This window comes from Streptomyces sp. NL15-2K, from assembly GCF_030551255.1.
Lineage (GTDB): Bacteria > Actinomycetota > Actinomycetes > Streptomycetales > Streptomycetaceae > Streptomyces.
The window spans coordinates 2,100,456-2,120,699 of sequence record NZ_CP130630.1 but is presented as its reverse complement, the minus strand read 5'-3'; the positions used below and the strand labels follow the sequence as shown (position 1 = coordinate 2,120,699).

22 protein-coding genes and 1 riboswitch are annotated in these 20,244 nt (G+C 71.5%); of the genes, 14 read left to right on the top strand and 8 right to left on the bottom strand.

What is annotated here, in order from left to right; all coding sequences use genetic code 11:
• Positions 1–2: 2 nt before the first annotated feature.
• Positions 3–689, bottom strand: a complete 687-nt coding sequence (locus Q4V64_RS08970) for a DUF5995 family protein (RefSeq protein ID WP_124443823.1) — start codon at positions 687–689, stop codon at positions 3–5.
• A gap of 172 nt (positions 690–861) precedes the next feature.
• Between Q4V64_RS08970 and Q4V64_RS08965 the strand changes: the two genes are divergently transcribed.
• On the top strand, positions 862–2,001 hold the full coding sequence (locus tag Q4V64_RS08965) for a glycoside hydrolase family 6 protein (RefSeq protein WP_124443914.1): 1,140 nt from the start codon (positions 862–864) through the stop codon (positions 1,999–2,001).
• A 57-nt stretch (positions 2,002–2,058) separates the two neighbouring features.
• Here Q4V64_RS08965 and Q4V64_RS08960 read toward each other — a convergent pair whose 3' ends face one another.
• Positions 2,059–3,270: an MFS transporter gene (locus tag Q4V64_RS08960; RefSeq protein WP_124443824.1), complete on the bottom strand. Its 1,212-nt coding sequence runs from the start codon at positions 3,268–3,270 to the stop codon at positions 2,059–2,061.
• Between the two features lie 130 nt (positions 3,271–3,400).
• On the opposite strand from Q4V64_RS08960, the gene Q4V64_RS08955 reads away from it, so the two are divergent.
• Complete coding sequence (locus Q4V64_RS08955) at positions 3,401–4,600, top strand: ROK family transcriptional regulator (RefSeq protein ID WP_124443825.1); 1,200 nt, start codon at positions 3,401–3,403, stop codon at positions 4,598–4,600.
• On the opposite strand, the gene Q4V64_RS08950 is transcribed toward Q4V64_RS08955, so the two are convergent.
• From Q4V64_RS08950 to Q4V64_RS54845, 4 genes are all read right to left on the bottom strand, one after another.
• Positions 4,567–5,016, bottom strand: coding sequence for a hypothetical protein (locus tag Q4V64_RS08950; RefSeq protein WP_253267293.1), 450 nt, complete (start codon positions 5,014–5,016; stop codon positions 4,567–4,569). The genes Q4V64_RS08955 and Q4V64_RS08950 overlap by 34 nt on opposite strands.
• Positions 5,013–5,753, bottom strand: a complete 741-nt coding sequence (locus Q4V64_RS08945) for an SDR family oxidoreductase (protein ID WP_124443826.1) — start codon at positions 5,751–5,753, stop codon at positions 5,013–5,015. Before Q4V64_RS08945 ends, Q4V64_RS08950 begins: the two co-directional genes overlap by 4 nt.
• A gap of 91 nt (positions 5,754–5,844) precedes the next feature.
• Positions 5,845–6,363 (bottom strand): sigma factor-like helix-turn-helix DNA-binding protein, encoded by a 519-nt coding sequence (locus Q4V64_RS54850; protein WP_306308381.1) that lies wholly within the window; start codon positions 6,361–6,363, stop codon positions 5,845–5,847.
• A gap of 17 nt (positions 6,364–6,380) precedes the next feature.
• Positions 6,381–6,764, bottom strand: a complete 384-nt coding sequence (locus tag Q4V64_RS54845) for a sigma factor (protein WP_306308382.1) — start codon at positions 6,762–6,764, stop codon at positions 6,381–6,383.
• Between the two features lie 230 nt (positions 6,765–6,994).
• A riboswitch (FMN riboswitch) is annotated at positions 6,995–7,125 on the top strand.
• A 145-nt stretch (positions 7,126–7,270) separates the two neighbouring features.
• Between Q4V64_RS54845 and Q4V64_RS08935 the strand changes: the two genes are divergently transcribed.
• The 9 genes from Q4V64_RS08935 (at position 7,271) to Q4V64_RS08895 (ending at position 14,692) form a co-directional block, all read left to right on the top strand.
• Positions 7,271–7,873: a riboflavin synthase gene (locus Q4V64_RS08935; protein WP_124443827.1), complete on the top strand. Its 603-nt coding sequence runs from the start codon at positions 7,271–7,273 to the stop codon at positions 7,871–7,873.
• Positions 7,870–8,511 carry a nicotinamide mononucleotide transporter family protein gene (locus Q4V64_RS08930; RefSeq protein WP_124443828.1) on the top strand — a complete coding sequence of 214 codons (642 nt, stop codon included), beginning with the start codon at positions 7,870–7,872 and terminating at the stop codon, positions 8,509–8,511. The genes Q4V64_RS08935 and Q4V64_RS08930 overlap by 4 nt, the downstream gene beginning before the upstream one ends.
• Entirely contained in the window at positions 8,508–9,797 is a 1,290-nt protein-coding gene (locus tag Q4V64_RS08925) for a bifunctional 3,4-dihydroxy-2-butanone-4-phosphate synthase/GTP cyclohydrolase II (RefSeq protein ID WP_124443829.1), read from the top strand. The genes Q4V64_RS08930 and Q4V64_RS08925 overlap by 4 nt, the downstream gene beginning before the upstream one ends.
• A gap of 19 nt (positions 9,798–9,816) precedes the next feature.
• Positions 9,817–10,302, top strand: a complete 486-nt coding sequence (ribH, locus tag Q4V64_RS08920) for a 6,7-dimethyl-8-ribityllumazine synthase (protein ID WP_124443830.1) — start codon at positions 9,817–9,819, stop codon at positions 10,300–10,302.
• A gap of 34 nt (positions 10,303–10,336) precedes the next feature.
• Positions 10,337–10,609: a phosphoribosyl-ATP diphosphatase gene (locus tag Q4V64_RS08915; protein ID WP_031486114.1), complete on the top strand. Its 273-nt coding sequence runs from the start codon at positions 10,337–10,339 to the stop codon at positions 10,607–10,609.
• 59 nt (positions 10,610–10,668) lie between these two features.
• Complete coding sequence (gene hisG, locus Q4V64_RS08910; RefSeq protein WP_124443831.1) at positions 10,669–11,517, top strand: ATP phosphoribosyltransferase; 849 nt, start codon at positions 10,669–10,671, stop codon at positions 11,515–11,517.
• Positions 11,518–11,531: 14 nt separating this feature from the next.
• The gene (locus Q4V64_RS08905) at positions 11,532–11,987 is read left to right on the top strand and encodes a PH domain-containing protein (RefSeq protein ID WP_124443832.1); all 456 of its coding nucleotides are present in this window, start codon (positions 11,532–11,534) and stop codon (positions 11,985–11,987) included.
• Between the two features lie 267 nt (positions 11,988–12,254).
• Positions 12,255–13,610 (top strand): hemolysin family protein, encoded by a 1,356-nt coding sequence (locus Q4V64_RS08900; protein WP_124443833.1) that lies wholly within the window; start codon positions 12,255–12,257, stop codon positions 13,608–13,610.
• Positions 13,607–14,692, top strand: coding sequence for a hemolysin family protein (locus Q4V64_RS08895; protein WP_124443834.1), 1,086 nt, complete (start codon positions 13,607–13,609; stop codon positions 14,690–14,692). The genes Q4V64_RS08900 and Q4V64_RS08895 overlap by 4 nt, the downstream gene beginning before the upstream one ends.
• A gap of 27 nt (positions 14,693–14,719) precedes the next feature.
• Here the strand turns inward: Q4V64_RS08895 and Q4V64_RS08890 are convergent, their stop codons facing one another.
• Together Q4V64_RS08890 and Q4V64_RS08885 are read right to left on the bottom strand one after the other, a co-directional pair.
• The gene (locus tag Q4V64_RS08890; protein WP_124443835.1) at positions 14,720–16,579 is read right to left on the bottom strand and encodes an AAA family ATPase; all 1,860 of its coding nucleotides are present in this window, start codon (positions 16,577–16,579) and stop codon (positions 14,720–14,722) included.
• A gap of 442 nt (positions 16,580–17,021) precedes the next feature.
• Positions 17,022–17,642, bottom strand: coding sequence for a hypothetical protein (locus Q4V64_RS08885; protein WP_124443836.1), 621 nt, complete (start codon positions 17,640–17,642; stop codon positions 17,022–17,024).
• Positions 17,643–17,850: 208 nt separating this feature from the next.
• Between Q4V64_RS08885 and Q4V64_RS08880 the strand changes: the two genes are divergently transcribed.
• The 3 genes from Q4V64_RS08880 to Q4V64_RS08870 all read left to right on the top strand — a co-directional run bounded on the left by Q4V64_RS08880 (position 17,851) and on the right by Q4V64_RS08870 (position 20,226).
• Positions 17,851–19,224 carry a peptidase C39 family protein gene (locus Q4V64_RS08880; RefSeq protein WP_124443837.1) on the top strand — a complete coding sequence of 458 codons (1,374 nt, stop codon included), beginning with the start codon at positions 17,851–17,853 and terminating at the stop codon, positions 19,222–19,224.
• Positions 19,225–19,361: 137 nt separating this feature from the next.
• Positions 19,362–19,502, top strand: coding sequence for an SCO1431 family membrane protein (locus Q4V64_RS08875; protein WP_124443838.1), 141 nt, complete (start codon positions 19,362–19,364; stop codon positions 19,500–19,502).
• 64 nt (positions 19,503–19,566) lie between these two features.
• A complete protein-coding gene (locus Q4V64_RS08870; RefSeq protein WP_124443839.1) occupies positions 19,567–20,226 on the top strand; it encodes a TetR/AcrR family transcriptional regulator in 660 nt (219 codons plus the stop codon).
• Positions 20,227–20,244 lie beyond the last annotated feature (18 nt).

Below are 20,244 nucleotides of genomic sequence, written 5' to 3'. Positions count from 1 at the left end.
GATCAGTCCGGCAGCGGCGTGAGCAGCATGCGGCCGGCGAGGCCGACCGCCGCGTCCAGACGGTCGGTGAACTCCTCGGCGACATCGGGCAGCCGGCGCAGCGCCCACAGGGCCCGTGCCGCCGTCCAGGTGGCGTCCCGGGCCCGCTCCAGGCTCCACGCGCCGAGCAGGTGGGTGAGCGGGTCGGCGATCTGGAGGACGTCGGGACCCGGCATCAGATCTTCGCGGATGCGCTCCTCCAGCGAGACGAGGAGGTCGCCCACGCGGTCGAACTCGTCCTCCACGTCGGCGGGTTCGCAGCCGAGCGTACGACAGGTGTCCACGACGGCGAGCGCGAGGTCGTGCCCGATGTGCGCATTGATGCCCGCGAGCGCGAACTGCAGCGGTCGTACGCCGGGATGGTGGCGGAACTGGAACAGGGGCCGCCAGCAGGCCGGCGGTCGCCGCTCGGCGGCCACCGCGTCGATGGCGGCCAGATAGCGTTCCGCGAACCGCACGTCCAGCGTGATCGCGGCCCGCGCGTCCGGGAACCGCCCGCTGTCGATGCGCCGGTCCACCGCCTCGGTGACCGCGAGGTAGACGCGGTTGAAGACGGCGAGGCCGTCCCGGGCGGGGAGGGCCGAGTCGAGCGCGCGCATACGGGAGATGACCGCGTCGACGGGAGTGGTGAATTGTTCGCATTGCACCATGGGGGCAGAGTCGCAGCTTTAGGCTGGCCCGGGTACCGGCGGGCCCGACGCTTCCCCAGAACGGGGGAACGCACCCGTCGTGGGGGAGGGGGAGCGAGAGGTGTCAGGCATACGTGCCCAGCGCCTTGCCGCCCGTCGGGCCGAGCGCAGGCGGGCCGCCCGGCGTGGCGCCATGGTCGCGGCGGCCTCCGTCGTCGTCGCGGTCGGCACGGCGGCCGGGATGCTGTCCGCGCTCGACGACCGGCGCGGCTCCGACCAGGCCAGGCCCCAGGTGACCGACTCGCCGCGCCCGGCGCCGATGCCCGCCGTCTCTTCAGGTTCGCCCTCGGCCAGTGCGTCGGCATCCCCGTCTGCGAAGAAGTCCCCGAAGGAGAAGGACATCAGCCCTACGCCGGCACCGACGAAGAAGGCGACGGAGACGGAGGGGAGGCCGCGGACCGCCGCCGCCTCCACCCGCCTCTACCGCCACCCCGAGTCCCAGGTCCTCGACTGGGTGCGCGCCCACACCGACGACCCGCGTCACACGGTCATCGAGTCCCGTATCGCAGACCACCCGGCGGCCGTCTGGTTCGCCGACTTCACGCCGTCGACCATCACCGCACGGGTCCGCGCCGTCACCGCGGGCGGCGTGGCGCAGGGCCGGGTGCCGGTGGTCGTGCCGTACGCGATCCCGGGCCGCGACTGCGGCGGGCACTCCGAGGGCGGAGCGCCCGATCTCTCCGCCTACGACGACTGGATCGACGCATTCGCCGAAGGGCTGGGCTCCGGGGACGTCATCGTCATCCTGGAACCCGACTCGGTCGCCCAGGCCGAGTGCCTCTCCACGGGCGAACGGACCCGCCGCTTCGCCTCGCTGGCCCGCGCGGGCCGTGTCCTCAAGGACGCCAACCCCAAGGCGCGGGTCTACTACGACGCCGGCCACTCCGGCTGGAACGCGCCCGCGAAGCAGGCTGGGTGGCTGAAACAGGCCGGCGCCGCCTCGGCCGTCTCCTCCGACGGCATCTTCAGCAATGTCTCCAACTTCCACCGCACGTCCGACGAGATCGCCTACGACCGACAGGTGCTCGACGCCCTGGACGGTCCGGCGAGCCTGGGCGCCGTCGTCGACACCAGCCGCAACGGCAACGGCGCCCCGGCCGACGGCCAGTGGTGCGATCCGGCCGGCCGGAAGATCGGCCGGGCGCCCACGCTGAACACCGGGGAGGCGCGGATCGACGCCTACCTGTGGGTCAAACTGCCGGGGGAGTCGGACGGCTGCAAGGGCACACCGGGCACCTTCTCGCCGTCGTACGCCTACGACCTGGCGCGCTGAGAGCCTCGCCGTCGGCTCGATGCCGAGACGCCGCGCCAACGTCGTACGGGCCGGAGCTCAGGGCCGCGGATCCGGAACCGCCGCTGCCCGCGACCCGACCTTCGGCCGGTCGCGGTCGCCCGCGCGCAGGACGCCCGCGAAGGCCACGAGCCCGCACGCCAGTACCGTCACCAGGCCGAACGACACCATCAGGCTGGTCGCCTGGGCCAGACCGCCGATCGCGCTGGGCGCGATCAGACCCGAGGTGTACGTGATGGTCGCGACGCCGGCGATGGCCAGGCTGGCGTTCGGACCGCTGCGGCCCGCCGCGGCGAAGCACAGCGGGACGACGACGGCGATGCCCAGGCCCATCAGCGCGAACCCGGCCATCGCCACCGCCGGATGGTCCGCGACGACGATGAGCAGGCCGCCGAGCGCGGCCAGCACACCGCTCACGCGGACCGTGCGCACCGAGCCGAACCGGTCCACCACCTTGTCGCCGGCGATCCGGGCGATCGCCATCGTGAGCGTGAAGCCGGTCGTGCAGGCCGCCGCGAGCCCCGCCGAGCTGTCCAGCTGGTCGCGCAGATAGACCGCGGACCAGTCCAGGCTCGCGCCCTCGGCGAACACCGCGCAGAACCCGACGGCACCGATGAGCAGCGCCGACTTGGGCGGCAGCGCGAACCGGGGCGGCGGTTCCTCGTCCTCGGCGGGCTGCAGGTCGAGCACCCAGCGACAGGCCAGCACGCCGAGGAGTGTGAGAGTGACGGCCGCGAGGGCGTGGTGCAGCCGGGCATCCGATCCCAGGTGCGCGGCGAGCGTGCCCGCCGCCGAGCCGACCAGCGCGCCGGCGCTCCACAGGCCGTGCAGGCTGGACATGATCGACCGGCCGAGGCGGTTCTCGATCTCGACGCCGAGCGCGTTCATCGCCACGTCCGCCATGCCGGCCGTCGCGCCGTAGACGAACAGGGCCAGGCAGAGAGTCAGCAGGTTGGGGGCCAGGGACGGCAGGACCAGCGCCAGCGTCCACAGGGCGATCAGGCCCCGCAAGGCGTTCCGGGCGCCGAAGCGGTGGCTGATGCTGCCCGCGAGCGGCATCGCCACGGACGCGCCGAGCGCGGGGAAGGCCAGAGCGAGCCCCAGCTGCCCCGCACTCACCGACGCGTGGTCCTGGATCCACGGCACCCGCGTCGCGAACGAGCCGGTCACGGCGCCGTGCACGGCGAACACGGCGGCCAAGGCGTACCGGGCCCGCCTCACCTCACGCTGCGCGTAGTGCACTTCGCCCATTCTCCCGACCTCCCCGTTCGCGGACCCGCTCGCATCGCCGCCGTAAACTATCAGGGTCCCTTCCTGATAGGTAAGGGATCAACCGGCCGTACGACGTCCCGGCGGCCCGCCCTTCTGGGAGGATCCCGGCATGCCCGCATCCCCGAGCACCGCCCGGGCCATCAACGACCGGCTCGCCCTGCGTCTGCTCCAGCAGGAGGGCCCGTTGACGGCAGGGCGGTTGAAGCAGCTGACCGGTCTGTCCCGGCCGACCGTCGCCGACCTCGTCGAGCGCCTCACCGCTGCCGGGCTGATCGCGGTGGTCGGGGAGTCGGGGGAGCAGCGCCGGGGGCCGAACGCGAAGCTCTACGGCATAGTCGCCGACCGGGCCCATCTGGCGGCGCTGGACGTCCGCACGGAAGGCGTCTCCGTCGTCGTCTCCGACCTGCTCGGACAGGCGCTCGCCGAGGCGTCCGTGCCGATCGGCGACGACACCGGTACGGGGCCCGCGGTGGAGCAGGCGGTCACCCTGGTCGAGCGCGTGGCGAAGGAGGCGGGGGCCGACCGGCTGCACACCGTCGGTATCGGCGCGCCCGGCCTGATCGACCCGGCGAGCGGCGAACTCCGCGACTCCTCCGGCCTGCCCGAGTGGCACCGGCGCCTGGTGGCCGCGTTGCAGGAACGCTTCCCGGACGCCCGCGTCAGCGTCGAGAACGAGACCAACCTCGCCGCCCTCGCCGAACAGCGCGAAGGCGCCGCCCGGGACCGGGACACGTTCGTGCTGCTGTGGTTCGGCATGGGCATCGGCGCCGCGGTGGTCCTCGACGGGACGCTGCGCCGGGGCGCCTCGGGCGGCGCGGGCGAGATCGGCTTCCTGCCGGTACCGGGGACCACGGGGCTGCCGTCCGCCACCGACTGCGACGGCGGTTTCCACTCGCTCGCCGGCGCGGGTGCGCTCGCCGGCCTCGCGGCGGAGTACGGCATGACGGCACCGGCCACCGCGCACGAACCCGAACCCCGCGCGTCGGCACTCGTCCGCGCGGCGGCCGGCCGGGCCGGCACGGACGCGTCCGCCGACCGCTTCCTCGACGCCCTCGCCGACCGCGTCGCCCTGGGGGCCGCCGCCGTCATCTCCGTACTGGACCCCGGCTGCGTCGTGCTGGCCGGCGAGATCGGCCGCGCGGGCGGCGACACCCTGGCCGCCCGCGTCCAGAGCCGTCTCAACCGGCTGTCACCCCTGCCCACTCAGGTGCGGCCCAGCGCACTGGGCGGGGAAGCGGTGCTGCGCGGGGCGCTGCTCACGGCGCGCGACCGGGCTCAGGACGACTTGTTCGCGCCTTTGGGGCGATAGGCCACCGGCGCCGGTCGGCGGAACGCCGACGGATCGGCCGCCAGCCACAGCAACGCCGCAGGCAGCACCGCGCCGGTCCCCAGCAGCGCCATCAGTCCCGCGCCGCTCGCGGCCGACAACGGCTCCAAGTGCCGGGCGTGGAACACCAGATGAGGCACTGACGCCGTCACGTACGCCACCAGTGCCGTGAGCACCAGTCGCCGCTCCATCGTCGTGACCGCCGCGCACAGGACCACGGCGAGCGCGAGATTCGTACTGCCGAGGTCCCGCAGCAGATGCTCGTTGTACGGCGGAAGGTACGACACCCAGCGCCACTTCCAGAAGGTGTCCGGCAGCAGCAGGATCCACAGGCCGAGCAGCACCTGGGTTCCGGCGAGCAGCCCCAGCCCGGCGCGGAGCAAGTCGTGCCGCTTCACCGGCGCCGCCCCGCCAGGTACTGCTCGAACGTGCCCTTGCCGACGGCGTGCTCCGGGGTGAGGTGGCCGCCGGCCCGGAAGGCCCGGTACGCCTTCCCCAGCAGCGGCACGTTCACCACCGCCCGCTTCCGTCCGGTCGCCTTCAGCCAGGCACGGGCCAGCGACTCCAGTGACCGCACCTCGGGCCCGCCCATGTCCTCGACCCGCCCCGCGGGCGGTCCCGAGGCCAGCTCGGCCAGGCGCGCCGCGACCTCCGCCACCTCGATGGGCTGGTCCGGCACGCCGGCCGGGAGCAGCAGCACCGGAGACTTGGCCTGCACCTCGAACAGCATCACCGGCAGATCGTGGAACTGCGTCGTGCGCAGCACGGTCCAGCCGAGCCCCGACTCCTCGATCAGCTTCTCCACCGCCAGCTTGCTCTTGTAGTAGCCGAACGGCACCCGGTCGATGCCGACGATCGAGATGTAGACCAAGTGGCCCACACCGGCCCGCCGGGCCGCCGCGATCAGGTGCGCGGCCGCCTGCTCGTCCCCGCCGCGCGGTGAGCTCGCGCAGTGCACGATCGTGTCCACGCCGGCCACGGCCGCGTCCAGCGCTTCACCGCCCTCGCGCAGATCGACGGCGTACGGCTGTGCATGCCGGCTGAGCACCCGCACCTCGTGCCCGTCCGCGCGCAGCCGCTCGGTGACGAGCCGGCCGAGCGTTCCGGTGCCGCCGGTCACCAGGATCGTGGTCATGCTGTTCAGTCCCTTCGAACGCCGGACGCTCCCGGGTGGAGCGCCCCTTGTCAGCCAGGACCGAGTAGCCCGTACAAAATGTGACAGGCCGCTACGAGCGCGCGAGCTGACGGCGTACGAAACCCAGTTTGTCCGGGTTCACCACGACCCGCACCTGCGTGATCAGACCCTCCCGCAGATCGAACGCGACGACCCCGGCGAGTGTGTCGCCCGCCCACGCCGCCAGCCCGGTCGCACCGTTGACCTCGACCGCCGTGTAGTCCAGGCCCGCCGCGAACCGCTCGACGCCGCCCACCACGAGCCGGACGACCTTCTCCCGCCCCTCGACCGGCCGCCGGGCCGCCCTGACCTTGCCGCCACCGTCGCTCGACCAGGTCACATCGGCCGCCAGCAGCTTCTCCAGCCCGGCCAGATCGCCGTCCCGGGCCGCCGCGACGAAGGAGGCGACGAGCTCCTCCCGCCGCTCCGGCGGCGCCTCGAAACGCGCCTGCGGCTCACCCACCCGCCGGACCGCACGCCGGTACAGCTGGCGGCAGTTGGACTCGGAGAGGTCCAGGACCCCGGCGATCTCCCGGTGCCCGTACCCGAACGCCTCCCGCAGCACGTACACCGCCCTCCCCCACTGCCTCAAGGGCGTGGGAGGTGCCCCCAGGTCGGCGACAGCCGCTCCAGCAGGACCAGCAGCGCCATGGACACCGCCTCGCGCTGCTCGGCCGACTCCAGGGGGCCGAGCGTCCCGTCGGAGGTGACCACCGGCTCCGGCAGCCAGGTCCCGACGTAGCTCTCACGCCGGGCCCGGGCCGAGGTCAGCCGGTTGAGGCAGAGGTTGGTGACGACCTTGGCGAGCCAGGCGGCGGGATGCTCGATGCTCGCGCGGTCGGCTCCGCTGAAGCGCAGGTAGGCGTCCTGGACCGTGTCCTCGGCCTCCTCGGCGGAGCCGAGCATGCGGTAGGCCAGGCCGAACAGCCGGGGGCGGTGGCGCTCGAACTCGTCGGCGGTCGCACTCGTCATGCGGTTCACCCTGCCAGAAGGCCCCGGGCCCGGGGGTCCGGCGGCGGGCAAGGGCCGTCGTCACCGTCGCCGGACCCGTGCGCAGACCCTAAGAGGACTAGACCACTAAGGTCAATGGGTGCGTACCATTCGCGAGTTGGTGACATTCCCGGCACGCTCTGTGAGCCACTCCACACGATTCACCTGTATGGCCGTCGATCAGGCGTGGCACACTGGTTGCGTACCAGAAGCAGCGCACTCCGGGGTCGGTGAAAGTCCGAACCGGCGGTTACAGTCCGCGACCCGGTCGCCTCCAGCGGCCGGTTGACCAGGTGAAATTCCTGGACCGACGGTTAAAGTCCGGATGGGAGGCAGTGCGCGGCGGGCGGGCATTCGTGCGCGCCGCCGTACCGGTTCGTCCATGAGGCGAAGTCCGTCCGGCGTCGCCCCCGGTGTTTCTGCTCGTACATTCTGTCGTCATCGACAGCCCCGGAGTCCGTGCCCGAAGAGGCAGGAGGACCCGGGAAGTGTTCACCGGAATCGTCGAAGAGCTGGGCGAGATCACGGCCGTCGAGAACCTCGGCGATGCCTCCCGCTTCCGGCTGCGCGGCCCCGTCGTCACGGAAGGCGCGAAGCACGGCGACTCGATCGCCGTCAACGGCGTCTGTCTCACGGTCGTCGACCACGAGGGCGACGAGTTCACCGCCGACGTGATGGCCGAGACCCTGAACCGCTCCAGCCTGGGCGTCCTCACCGTCGGCTCCCGCGTCAACCTCGAACGCCCCATGGCCGTGGGCGAGCGCCTCGGCGGGCACATCGTGCAGGGTCACGTCGACGGGACCGGCGAGGTGCTCGAGCGCAAGCCGTCCGACAACTGGGAGATCGTGAAGATCTCGCTCCCCGCGGACCTCGCGCGCTACGTCGTCGAGAAGGGCTCCATCACCGTCGACGGCATCAGCCTCACCGTCGTCGACGCCGGACCCGACTACTTCACCATCAGCCTCATCCCCACCACCCTCGCCCTGACCACGCTCGGCCTCAAGCAGCCCGGGGACCCGGTCAACCTCGAGGTCGACGTCATCGCCAAGTACGTCGAGCGGCTGATGGGCAGTCAGGGGGCCGGTCGGTGAACTGGCTGAACTCCGAGGCGTTCGTGCTGTTCGACCAGCACATCCTGTGGTCGGACATGGTCGGCAACGTCTTCGGTCTGGCCGCCCTCGCCCTCGGCTGGCGCCGGTCCATCTGGAGCTGGCCCGTGCAGTTCCTGTCCGGCCTCGTCCTCTTCGGCGCCTTCTTCGGCCACCTGACCGGCAGCGCCGGCAAGCAGGCCGTCGTCATGGTCGTCGCCGGGTACGGCTGGTGGCAGTGGAACCGCCGCAAGGGCCAGTCCGAGGACGGCCAGATCACCCCGCGGTTCGCCACCTGGCGTGAGCGCGCGGCGATGACCGGTGCCGCCGCCATCGGCACGGTCGCCGTGGCCCTGCTCTTCAAGGCCTACCCGACCCTGTCCTGGGACCCCTGGCCGGATGCCTACATCTTCGTCGGCACCATCGTCGCCATGTACGCCCAGGCACGCGGCATGGTCGAGTTCTGGTTCGCCTGGCTGCTCGTCGACCTCGTCGGCGTGCCCCTGAACTTCGCCAACGGCTACGCCTTCTCCGGCTTCGTCTACGTCATCTACGGCGCACTCGTCCTGTGGGGCATGCGCGACTGGTGGCTGCGTTCCCGCAAGGCCCCGCAGCCCGTCATGGAAGGAGCGCCGGCATGACAGCGGCACCGATCCTGTACAGCACCGACGGTTTCGAGGACTTCTCGCTCGATCCCGTGGAGCAGGCCATCGCCGACATCGCGGCCGGCCGCCCCGTCGTGGTCGTCGACGACGAGGACCGGGAGAACGAGGGCGACCTCGTCATCGCCGCCGAGAAGGCGACCCCGGAGATCGTCGCCTTCATGATGAGCGAGTGCCGCGGCCTGATCTGCGCCCCCATGGAGGGCGACGAACTGGACCGGCTGCGCCTGCCGCAGATGGTCGACGACAACACCGAGTCGATGAAGACCGCGTTCACCGTCTCCGTGGACGCCTCCGCCGCTCACGGAGTGACCACCGGGATCTCCGCCTCCGACCGCGCCACCACGCTTCAACTGCTCGCGAGCGGTACGGCCGAGCCGGCGGAGCTGGTCCGCCCCGGCCACATCTTCCCCCTGCGCGCCAAGCCCGGCGGCGTGCTCGTCCGCAACGGCCACACCGAGGCCGCCGTCGACCTGGCCCGGCTCGCGGGGCTGCGCCCGGCCGGCGCCATCGTCGAGATCGCCGGCGAGGACGGCCAGATGCTGCGCCTGCCCGAGCTCCTCCCCTTCGCCCGCAAGCACGGCCTGACGATCATCTCCATCGAGGACCTGATCGCCTACCGCCGCAGCTCCGAGCCCACGGTCCGCCGCGAGGCGAAGACCCATCTGCCCACCGTCCACGGCACCTTCACCGCGTACGGCTACCGCTCCACCGTCGACGGCGTCGAGCACGTCGCCCTGGTGCACGGCGAGATCGGCGACGGCGAGGACGTCGTCGTCCGCGTCCACTCCGAGTGCCTCACCGGCGACGTCTTCCACTCCCTGCGCTGCGACTGCGGCCCCCAGCTGGACACCTCCCTGGAGCGCATCCAGGCCGAGGGCCGGGGAGTGGTGGTCTACCTGCGCGGACACGAGGGACGCGGCATCGGCCTGCTGTCCAAGCTGCGGGCCTACGAGCTCCAGGAGCAGGGCCACGACACCCTCGACGCCAACCTGGAGCTCGGCCTGCCCGCCGACGCCCGGGACTACGGCGCCGGCGCGCAGATCCTTCAGGACCTCGGCGTCCGCAGCGTCCGCCTGATGACCAACAACCCCGACAAGAGCGACGCCCTCGTGAGCCACGGCCTCAAGGTCACCGGCCGCGAGCCGATGCCCGTACAGGCGGGCGAGCACAACCTCCGCTACCTGCGCACCAAGCGGGACCGGATGGGACACGACCTGCCCTGGCTGGACACGACCCCCGTGTCCACCTGTGGCAACCAGTAGGAAACCAACGAGGAGAGACGTGAGCGGCAAGGGTGCACCGGAACTGTCCGTACGCAATGTCGGAGACCTGCGGGTCGCCGTCATCGCGGCACAGTGGCACGAGAAGGTGATGGACGGCCTGGTGAACGGCGCCCTGCGCGCACTGCACGACCTGGGGATCGACGAGCCGACCCTGCTCCGGGTCCCCGGCAGCTGGGAGCTCCCGGTGGTCGCCAAGGTCCTCGCGGGGCGAGGCTATGACGCGATCGTCGCCCTCGGCGTCGTCATCCGCGGCGGAACCCCCCACTTCGAGTACGTGTGCCAGGGCGTCACCCAGGGCCTGACCCAGGTCTCGGTCGACACCGGCGTCCCGGTCGGCTTCGGTGTGCTGACCTGCGACACCGAGGAGCAGGCCCTGGACCGGGCCGGCATCGAGGGCTCGAACGAGGACAAGGGGCACGAGGCGGTGACGGCGGCCGTGGCCACGGCCGCCACCCTCCGCTCAGTATCTGAACCATGGCGCTAGGCGGCCCGGCACACCGCGTAAAGTGGGCGCCACCATGTCCAAGAAGACGTTCGAGGAGCTCTTCACCGAGCTCCAGCACAAGGCCGCAAACGGCGACCCCGCCACCTCCCGCACCGCGGAGCTGGTCGGCAAGGGCGTCCATGCCATCGGCAAGAAGGTCGTCGAAGAGGCCGCCGAGGTCTGGATGGCCGCCGAGTACGAGGGCAAGGAGGCGGCCGCCGAGGAGATCTCGCAGCTGCTGTACCACGTCCAGGTGATGATGGTCGCCCGCGGGATCTCCCTGGACGACGTGTACGCCCACCTGTGAGCCGCACCCCTCAAGCCGCACCCGCTCCCGTAAGAAACCACGCAAAGGAAGCCGACCTCATGCTGCGCATCGCCGTCCCCAACAAGGGTTCCCTGTCCGGCCCTGCGGCGGAGATGCTGCATGAGGCCGGCTACCAGCAGCGCCGCGAGTCCAAGGAACTGCGGATCGTCGACCCGGAGAACGACGTCGAGTTCTTCTACCTCCGCCCCCGCGACATCGCGATCTACGTGTCCTCCGGGCAGCTGGACATCGGCATCACCGGCCGCGACCTGCTCATCGACTCGGGCGCCAACGCCGAGGAGATCCTCCCGCTCGGCTTTGCCCGCTCCACCTTCCGCTACGCCACCAAGCCGGGCACGGCGAATGGCGTCGAGGACCTGAACGGCATGACGGTGGCCACCTCCTACGAGGGCATCGTCGCCAAGCACCTCGCCGACAACGGCATCGACGCCTCCGTCGTCCACCTGGACGGCGCCGTCGAGACGGCCATCGAGCTCGGTGTCGCCGAGGTCATCGCGGACGTCGTCGAGACCGGCACCTCCCTGCGCAACGCGGGCCTGGAGGTCATCGGCGAGCCGATCATGAAGTCCGAGGCCGTCGTGATCCGCCGTACCGGCGAGAACGGCGAGGAGCCCAAGGTGCAGCAGTTCCTGCGCCGCCTCCAGGGCGTCCTGGTCGCCCGGACGTACGTGATGATGGACTACGACTGCCGGGTCGAGCAGCTGGAGAAGGCCGTCGCCCTCACGCCGGGCCTGGAGTCCCCGACCGTCTCCCCGCTGCACAACGAGGGCTGGGTCGCCGTCCGCGCGATGGTCCCGGCCAAGGAGGCGCAGCGGATCATGGACGACCTGTACGACATCGGCGCCCGGGCCATCCTGACCACGGCCATCCACGCCTGCCGTCTCTGAGGGACGCGAAAGAGATGTCCGAACTGCCCGCTCTCCCTGTCACATTCCGGCCAGGGCGCACCCGTGCCGTCCTGCTCACCGCCGGTGTCGCGATCTTCGTGGTCATCACGACGGTCGCGATGCTGCTGGAGCGGCTCGGCCCCGGCGAGCGCCTCAGCTTCGTCTTCACCGGAGCACTCCTGTTCGGTGTGCTGCTCGTGCTGTCCCGGCCGAAGGTCGTCGCCGACGAGTCCGGCGTCACCGTCGTCAACATCGCCAGCAGGCGGCACCTGGACTGGGCCGAGATCATCCAGGTGAACCTCCGTCCGGGCGACCCGTGGGTGTTCCTCAACCTCAGCGACGGCACCAGCCTGCCCGCGCTGGGCATCCAGCCGGGCATCGCCAAACAGCGTGCCATCGCCGACGCGCGCACCCTGAGGGCCCTCGCCGAGGCACGCTCCACGGCCCGCCCCGAGGCGGATCACGGCTGACCCCGAGCAAGATCAGGGTCGGCTCGGAGCAGAGTCAGGGCCTTCCACTCTGCCGCACGACCCCATGTCTTGATTAATCTGTTGGCGGAGGCGTTTTTCGCTGCGCCTCCGCCCCTGCGCGCCGCCCGGCGCACAGGGGTTCCTGCTACGCGAGGAGTGACCCTCTCCGGCGATGGACGGATCGTCCTGTAGTACCTGCGCCGCCCCCTGCCGACATACCGCGGACTGTGACCTCGCAGTCCGCGTGTACGCGGAGGCGGCGGCATCATGACCATCCCCCTGCTGCTCCTCGGAGCGGCTTTCCTGCTGATCCTGGCCAACGGCTTCTTCGTCGCGGCCGAGTTCGGCCTTGTCACGGTCGAGGCCACGGACGCCGAGAAGGCCGCCGCCGAGGGCGACCGACGAGCCCGTACGGTCGTCGAGTCCCTCAAGGAGCTGTCCTTCCAGCTCTCCGGCACCCAGCTCGGCATCACCATCACCTCCCTCGTCGTCGGCATGCTCGCCGAACCGGCGCTGGCGGAGCTGCTGCACGGCCCCATCACCGCCACCGGCATCCCCGAGGGAGCCGTCTCCGGCGTCTCCGTCGTCATCGGCATGCTGCTGGCGTCGGCCGTGCAGATGGTGATCGGCGAACTCGTGCCCAAGAACTGGGCCGTGTCCAGGCCCATGCAGGTCGCGCGCTTCGTCGCCGGCCCGCAGCACGCGTTCGCACGCCTGTTCCGCCCGGTGATCGCCGGCCTCAACGCGGTCGCCAACCGTCTCGTCCGCGCGCTGGGCATCGAGCCCACCGAGGAGCTGGCCTCCGCCCGCACCCCCGGCGAACTCGTCTCCCTGGCCCGGCACTCCGCACGGGCCGGCGCCCTGGAGCAGGACACCGCGGACCTCTTCGTCCGCACGCTGTCGCTCGCCGAGCTGACCGCGCAGCACGTCATGACCCCGCGCGTGAAGGTCAGCTCGCTGCAGTCGTCGGCGACCGCCGAGGACGTGGTCAACCTGACCCGCGCCACCGGCCTGTCCCGCTTCCCCGTCTACCGCGAGAAGATCGACGAGATCGTCGGCATGGTCCACCTCAAGGACGCGCTGGCCGTGCCCGTGCAGGATCGGTTGCGCACGCCCGTGGGGCGCATCGCGCGCCCGGCCCTGCTCGTGCCCGAGACCCTGCCGGTGCAGCCCCTGCTCACCCAGCTGCGCAACGAGCAGCCCATCGCCGTCGTCGTCGACGAGTACGGCGGCACGGCCGGCGTCGTCACCCTCGAGGACATCATCGAGGAACTCGTCGGCGAGGTCCGCGACGAGCACGACGGCCACGACCTGCCCGAACTCGCCACCGCCCCGCCCGAGGACGGCAGGCCCGCCTGGGAGGCCGACGGCAGCTGCCGCGTCGACATCCTCCAGCGCATAGGCCTCGACGTGCCCGAGGGGCCCTACGAAACCGTCGCCGGCCTGGTCGCCGACCTGCTCGGCCGGATCCCTGCCGTCGGCGACAAGGCCGAACTGCCCGGCTGGCGGCTGTCCGTCCGCCAGGTCGGCCACTACCGCGCCGAGCGGGTCCGCCTGGTGCGGACGGCCCTCGTGCCCGCCATGGCGGAAGCCGCCGCGTCCGTGGCGGAGGCCGGCCGATGAGCGTGCTCCAACTGCTGTTCGCCGCGCTGCTCGTGCTCGCCAACGGTTTCTTCGTCGGCGCCGAGTTCGCACTCGTCTCGGTACGCCGCAGCCAGATCGAACCGCTCGGCACCGCCCGGGCCCGGCAGGTCCTGTACGGTCTGGAACGGCTGCCGCAGATGATGGCGGCCGCCCAGTTCGGCATCACCGTCTGCTCGCTGACCCTGGGCGCGGTCGCCGAGCCGACGGTCGCGCGGCTGCTGGAGCCGGTCTTCGAGTGGATCCACCTGCCGCACGGCATGATCCACCCGCTCGGCTACGTCATCGCGCTCGCGGCGGTCGTCTTCTTCCATCTCGTCGTCGGCGAGATGCTCCCGAAGAACCTCGCGATGGCGGCCCCGGAGAAGGTCGCGCTGTGGCTCAGCCCGGGGCTGGTCGCCTTCGCCCGCCTCTGCAGGCCGATCACCGTCGCCCTCGGCGCGTGCGCCCGGGGCATCCTGCGGCTCTTCCGGGTCGAGCCCAAGGACGCGGTCGAGGCGGTCTTCACCAGCGAGCAGCTCAACCGGCTCGTGGAGGACTCCGGCCAGGCCGGTCTCCTCGACCCCGAGGAGCAGGAACGCCTGGGGGACGCGCTGGAGCTGGGTTCCCGCCCGGTGACGGACGTGCTCCTGGGGCGCGAGTCGCTGGTCACGGTCAGCCCCTCGGTCACCCCCGGCCAGATCGTCGAGCTCACCGCCCGCACGGGGTACTCCCGTTTCCCGGTGGCGGCGGAGAACGGCGCCTTCATGGGCTACCTGCACGTGAAGGACGTACTGGACCTGGAGGACTCGCAGCGGGCGGTACCGCAGCAGATCTGGCGGCCGATGACGACGCTCAGGCCGGAACTGCCGCTGGACGACGCCCTGACGGTGATGCGCCGGGCCGCCACGCATCTGGCCCAGGTGGCCGACGCGTCCGGCAAGGTGCTGGGCCTGGTCGCGCTGGAGGACGTACTGGAGCTGCTGGTCGGCGAGGTACGGGACCCGGCACACCGGGAACTGCCGGAGATCCGGGTGACGGAGCCGAGGGCCAGCGGGGAGCCGGAGGAGGCCCTGGCAAGCTGACCCTGAGGTGGAGGACCGCAGGATCCGTCACATGGCCGACGGATCCTGCGGCCCCCTCCCCGACAGCACCTCCCCATACGCCTGCATCAAGTCCGGCAACCGCAGAGTCGACAAGTCGTCCCGAGTCAGCATCCCCGGATAGGTCGACAACCGCAGATCCCGATACGCACAGCTCTTCTCGTACAGCGTCCGCAGGAACCGCCCGTTCCCCAGCTCGTCGATCCACCCCTGGTCGACCACATGCCCCGCGATCGACCGCAGCTCGTCCAGCGCCTCCTCGTCCCACACGTCCCCGTTCTCCGCGGCCAGCACCTCACCGATCGAGGTGAGTTCGAGCGGACGATAGGACGGAAAGTCGACCCGGGTCGTGAAGCGGGACGACAGACCGGGGTTCGCGGCGAGCAGCCGATCCATGCCCTCCGGATAGCCGGCCAGGATCACCACGAGGTGGTCGCGGTTGTCCTCCGCCCGCTTCAGCAGCACCTGGAGCGCCTCGTCGCCGTACGCGTCGCCCTTGCCGTAACCGGAGTTGGACAGCGAATAGGCCTCGTCGACGAACAACACGCCACCGAGCGCGGAGTCGATCAGTTCGTTGGCCTTCACGGCCGTCTGGCCGAGGTACTCACCGACCAGGTCGGCCCGCTGGGCCTCGACGAGGTGGTCGCCGCCGAGCAGCCCGAGGGCGTAGAAGACGCGGCCCAGGATGCGGGCCACCGTGGTCTTGCCGGTGCCGGAGGGGCCGGAGAAGACGAAGTGCCGCTTGGGCGGCTGGACCGGCAGGCCCTGCCCGGCCCGCAGCCGGGCCATGTTCAACTGCGCGGACAACGCCTTGACCTGGCGTTTCACCGGCTCGAGGCCCACCATGCGCTCGAGCTCGGCGAGTGCCTCCTCGAGCAGCGCGGGATCGGTGGGGCCGGCGGGCAGCGACTGCGTGGGGACGCTCTTCTCGCGTACCGCAGGGTCGGTCGCCGACGGCAGAGAACCGGTGGGCGGCTCGGGTTCCGAGAGCTTCAGGTCGCGTCCTTCGGTGCCGAAGAGCGGGTCGAGCCCGTCGGGGCCGTCCACGGCGTCCTGCCCCGCCCCGGCGAGCGCGATCGCCGCCAGGTCGGTCGAGTCGTCGTACCCGTCGCCCTCGGCGATCGCGGCGAGCCGGGCCGAGGTGTCCATGAAGGCGGGGTCGACCCGGTGCACGGCGCGGTACAACGGCAACGCCGCGGCACTGCGTCCCGTCCCCTCGTGGGCCCGCGCCAGCCAGTACCGCAGCTCCTTGCGCTGCGGCTGCTCGCTGCGGCAGCGCATCAGGGCCGCCGACAGCAGGGGCTCGGCCTGCCCGTACATCTCCAGCCGGACCCGCGCCATGCCGCCGAACAGACCCGCCTCGATGCCCAGCATGGGGTCGTCGAGCAGCGGGTCGGTGTGCCGGACCAACTGTTCCCAGTCCTTGACGAGATAGGCGCGGCAGGCGTGCAGGAAACGGACCTGGGGGTCGGCGTCCACGGGGGGCAGGCCCGCGAGGGCCCGGTCGAGTTCCGGGACGTGCCGGCCGTCCAGCCAGTGCGAGGCGTGCGCGAGGAGCAGGTCGCGCGGGCTCTCCAGCACCGGTTGCACCCACCAGCCCAGCCAGTACCAGGAGTTCAGGGTGCGCCGATGTCGGGTGCGCTGTTCGCCGAAGCGCTCCCGGTGCCGGAACATCCTGAGCAGCGCGGTCGTCGTGTCGACGCGCAGCGCGTGCAGTCCGAGCCAGCCGTCGGCCATTCCGGGATCGATCCGCACCGCGGTGCGGAACTCCTCCTCCGCCTGGGGATAGGCGCCCATCGTGTAGGCGTCCACACCTCGCAGCCAGGCGAGGTCGGCCGGGGCCTCGGGGCCCTGCGTGCCGAAGTCCATCACGTCCCCCACAAACCGTGCCCCCGTTTGGTTCGCCGGCGGGCCGGTGCCCGTCGGCCGCCTGGTCCAAGCGCTGTGCGGCGGACCGGAGTTGCAACGGTGCGCAGAGCAGCCGTCCGTAGGTCGCACCGAGGGCATCGTACCTGCGCGGGTGTCGCCCACCGAAGGGTGGCGCACAGGACGTTTGGCGAGGTGGGAGCATTCGGGCGGAGTCCGCGCGGTGACCGAGGGTGACTGAACAGTGTCACGGGGCGCTCGAAATGAGCGACGAAAACAGGGAAGAGGGCAGAACGAAGCCCCCGATCACGGGGGAACAACCGGGGGCTTCGCGTCTACAGGCGGCTCGAATGGCCGCACATTGAGAACGTAAGTCCTGTACGGCCCGTCGGTCAAGCCGAGTTGAAGCACTCCGAGAAGTTGTCCCGCAAGGCTCTTCACGAGTTCAGCACACTGCGGATGGTCCGTCACCGTGCGTGATGGTCTGGTCCGGTCCAACGGTCCCGGCAGGCCCGGGAGTGACCTCATATCCCTTCTCGCACTGACGTACCAATAGGTCGGCGAAGGGCCGCGAAGGGTCTTCGGCGAAGTGCCGTCGTTCCGCCCTGACCCACCCGGCCCAGAACTCCCGCTGTTCCTCCCCGTCCCGGGAGCGCCCGCGAGACCAGGACTCCTCGTCCGGCAGCTCCATCCACAGCAGGTGCGCCAGACAGGGGCGCAGCGCGCGGCGGCCCGCGCCGACTCCCTCCAGAAGGACCACCGCGGCCGGCGGCAGTGCGCGCGGCGCTCCGAAGCGGCGGCTGCGCCAGTCGTACGGCGTGTAGTGCGCGGTCTCGCCCCGGCGGAGCGGCTCGATCACCTGCTCCAGCAGCCGTCCGGTCCAGCCGAACAGCTCGTCGTGACTGGCGATGTCGTCGAGGCGGAGCACGGGCGCGCCGCCCAGCGCCCTGGCCAGCTGCCCGGCGAACGTGGACTTGCCGGACCCGGCGTGCCCGTCGACACCGACCAGGCGGACCGGGCCGCAGGACGGGGGCAGACGGCGGATCCGGGACGCGAGCTCTTGGATGACTGTTCCTGGGGAAGGGGGACGTTCTACCCGGACATTCTAGGTAGAGGGGCCCCTCGCACCCAGGTCATGCCAGTGGCCGAGACCAATATTGCCGGGCGCGCCACGGGTCGAGGTGCTGGCAGGAGCATGCGGGCTGCTCCATAGTTGGCCCACAGCCGTGCGTTGGACCCGCCCCGACTCGGACACCTTGGGGGTCACTGAGCCCATGAGCAGAGCCGAACAGCCGTCCCGCAGAAGCGTCCTGGCCGCCGCGGTCGCCGCCGCGGTGGCGGGCGGCGCGGGCCCGGCGGTCGCCGACGGCGCGAGCGGCGCCGCGACCGACGCCGGGGACCCCGCGCAGGCCCCGGCCCGCCCCGTGGACAACCGCTTCTGGACCACGTACACCGACTGGCGCGGCGGCACCGCGAAGGGCGCCCGGGCCGTCGCGGGCACCCGCCCGGGCGTCGTGATCGGTGCCCCCGCGGGCACCACCGACTACACCGACCCGCACACCGGCAAGACCGCCGCCTGGGAGTACGCGACCTGGACGTCCCCCGTCCACCGACTCGCCGTCCCCGCCACGGAGGCGATCGCCTCCTGGAACGCGCACACCCCGGCCGGCACCTGGCTCCAGGTCGAGCTCAAGGGCACCTACTCCGACGGCACGGCCACCCCTTGGTACGTGATGGGCCGCTGGGCGGCCGGTGACCAGGACATCAAGCGCACCTCGGTCGACGACCAGAGCGACGGCAAGAGCAGCGTCTGGACGGACACCCTGGCCGTCGACGACCCGGCCACGGGCCTGCGCCTGGCCTCGTACCGCCTCCGGCTCACCCTTTACCGCAGGCCTGGTACGAAGAGCACGCCCACGGTCTGGCGGCTCGGCGCGATGGGCTCCGCCATCCCCGACCGCTTCACCGTCCCGGCCTCCGCCCCCGGTCTCGCCCAGGAGCTGATCGTCCCGCGCTACTCGCAGGAGATCCACGTCGGCCGGTACCCGGAGTACGACAACGGCGGCGAGGCCTGGTGCAGCCCCACCTCCTCGCAGATGATCATCGAGTACTGGGGCGGCCGGCTCACCCGCGAGCAGCTGGCCTGGGTCGACCCGTCGTACGCCGACCCGCAGGTGTGCCACGCGGCCCGGTTCACCTACGACCACCAGTACGCGGGCTGCGGCAACTGGCCGTTCAACGCGGCCTACGCGGCCACCTTCAAGGGTCTCCAGGGCGTGGTCACCCGGCTCGGTTCCCTCACGGATCTCGAAACGCTGATCGCGGCGGGCATCCCGGCCATGACGTCCCAGTCCTTCCTCAAGGAGGAGCTCACGGGGGCGGGGTACGGCACCGCCGGGCACCTGATGACCGTCATCGGCTTCACCGCGGCAGGCGACGTGATCGCGGGCGACCCGGCGTCGCCGAGCAACGAGGCCGTGCGGCGCGTCTACAAGAGGCGCGAATGGGAGAACATCTGGCTCAGGACCAAGCGGTACAACGCCGACGGCAAGGTCGTCTCCGGCACCGGCGGCGTCTGCTACCTGTACTTCCCGGACCGCCCGACCGCGCCCCAGCGCAAGGCACTCGCGGCGGTGGGCGTGCGCTGAGCCGTACCGCGACGGCCCCCGGCACGCCGGGGGCCGTCGTCTGTGACCAACGTCTCCGCCGCCGTAGCCGCCGACGGTGGCAAGGTGGGCAGAACCGCAGGGGGAGTCCGCCGCACGTCCGACACCAGTGAGACGCCATGACCGCACAAGCAGCCACCGCCGCCCGCGCTCGTACCGGCGGCCCCCGGGAAGACGGCCCGAAGCTCCTCGAGCACGCCATGGGCTGGACCCTGGTCGTGGTGATCGCGATGCTCGTCACCCAGCTCGGCCTGCTGTGACCTGTCCCATACCCGACCTGCCATACTGCGGGTGTCCCGCCGCCCGTTGAGACCAGGGTCGAAATTGAATATCAGTCAACAGCGCGACGCCGCCCGCCCGCGGGCCCGCGGCACCGAGCGCTCGGTCGCACGCCGTGCCGAACTCATCGCCATCGGGCGGAAGTTGTTCGCCGACACGTCGTACGACGCACTTTCCATGGACGACATCGCCCGGCAGGCGCATGTCGCCAAAGGGCTGATCTACTACTACTTCCAGTCCAAGCGCGGCTACTACCTGGCCATCATCCAGGACTCCGTCGCCGACCTGGTCACCTACGCGGCGAGCGGCCTCGAACTGGAACCGGTGGACCGGGTCCACCGCACCATCGACAGCTACCTGCGCTACGCCGAGCACAACCAGGCCGCCTACCGCACCATCGTCAGCGGCGGCGTCGGCTTCGACACCGAGGTGCACGCCATCCGGGACGGGGTGCGCGAGGCGATCGTCGCGACCATAGCCGAGGGGGCGTACGGCCGCGGCGACATCGCCCCGCTGGCCCGCATGGGCCTGCTCGCCTGGGTGTGCAGCGTCGAGGGGGCCGCCCTCGACTGGATCGACCACCCCGAACTCTCCCGCGACACCATGCGCGAACTGCTGGTGAGGCTGCTCGGCGGCGCCATGCGCTCCATCGAGGAGATGGACCCCGCCTACCCGGCCCCGCGGCCGGCCCGCCGGGACCCCTGACGGGTCGGGGCGGAGGCT

Bases quoted from the DNA above. Each gene is read 5' to 3' on its own strand.
- Q4V64_RS08895 (WP_124443834.1), top strand. From the start codon at position 13,607: ATGAGCGTGCTCCAACTGCTGTTCGCCGCGCTGCTCGTGCTCGCCAAC.
- Q4V64_RS08965 (WP_124443914.1), top strand. From the start codon at position 862: ATGGTCGCGGCGGCCTCCGTCGTCGTCGCGGTCGGCACGGCGGCCGGG.
- Q4V64_RS08890 (WP_124443835.1), bottom strand. From the start codon at position 16,579: ATGGACTTCGGCACGCAGGGCCCCGAGGCCCCGGCCGACCTCGCCTGG.
- Q4V64_RS08905 (WP_124443832.1), top strand. From the start codon at position 11,532: ATGTCCGAACTGCCCGCTCTCCCTGTCACATTCCGGCCAGGGCGCACC.
- Q4V64_RS08945 (WP_124443826.1), bottom strand. From the start codon at position 5,753: ATGACCACGATCCTGGTGACCGGCGGCACCGGAACGCTCGGCCGGCTC.
- Q4V64_RS08900 (WP_124443833.1), top strand. From the start codon at position 12,255: ATGACCATCCCCCTGCTGCTCCTCGGAGCGGCTTTCCTGCTGATCCTG.
- Q4V64_RS08880 (WP_124443837.1), top strand. From the start codon at position 17,851: ATGAGCAGAGCCGAACAGCCGTCCCGCAGAAGCGTCCTGGCCGCCGCG.
- Q4V64_RS08960 (WP_124443824.1), bottom strand. From the start codon at position 3,270: ATGGGCGAAGTGCACTACGCGCAGCGTGAGGTGAGGCGGGCCCGGTAC.
- Q4V64_RS54845 (WP_306308382.1), bottom strand. From the start codon at position 6,764: ATGACGAGTGCGACCGCCGACGAGTTCGAGCGCCACCGCCCCCGGCTG.
- Q4V64_RS08915 (WP_031486114.1), top strand. From the start codon at position 10,337: ATGTCCAAGAAGACGTTCGAGGAGCTCTTCACCGAGCTCCAGCACAAG.
- Q4V64_RS08925 (WP_124443829.1), top strand. From the start codon at position 8,508: ATGACAGCGGCACCGATCCTGTACAGCACCGACGGTTTCGAGGACTTC.
- Q4V64_RS08955 (WP_124443825.1), top strand. From the start codon at position 3,401: ATGCCCGCATCCCCGAGCACCGCCCGGGCCATCAACGACCGGCTCGCC.
- hisG (WP_124443831.1), top strand. From the start codon at position 10,669: ATGCTGCGCATCGCCGTCCCCAACAAGGGTTCCCTGTCCGGCCCTGCG.
- Q4V64_RS08970 (WP_124443823.1), bottom strand. From the start codon at position 689: ATGGTGCAATGCGAACAATTCACCACTCCCGTCGACGCGGTCATCTCC.
- Q4V64_RS08875 (WP_124443838.1), top strand. From the start codon at position 19,362: ATGACCGCACAAGCAGCCACCGCCGCCCGCGCTCGTACCGGCGGCCCC.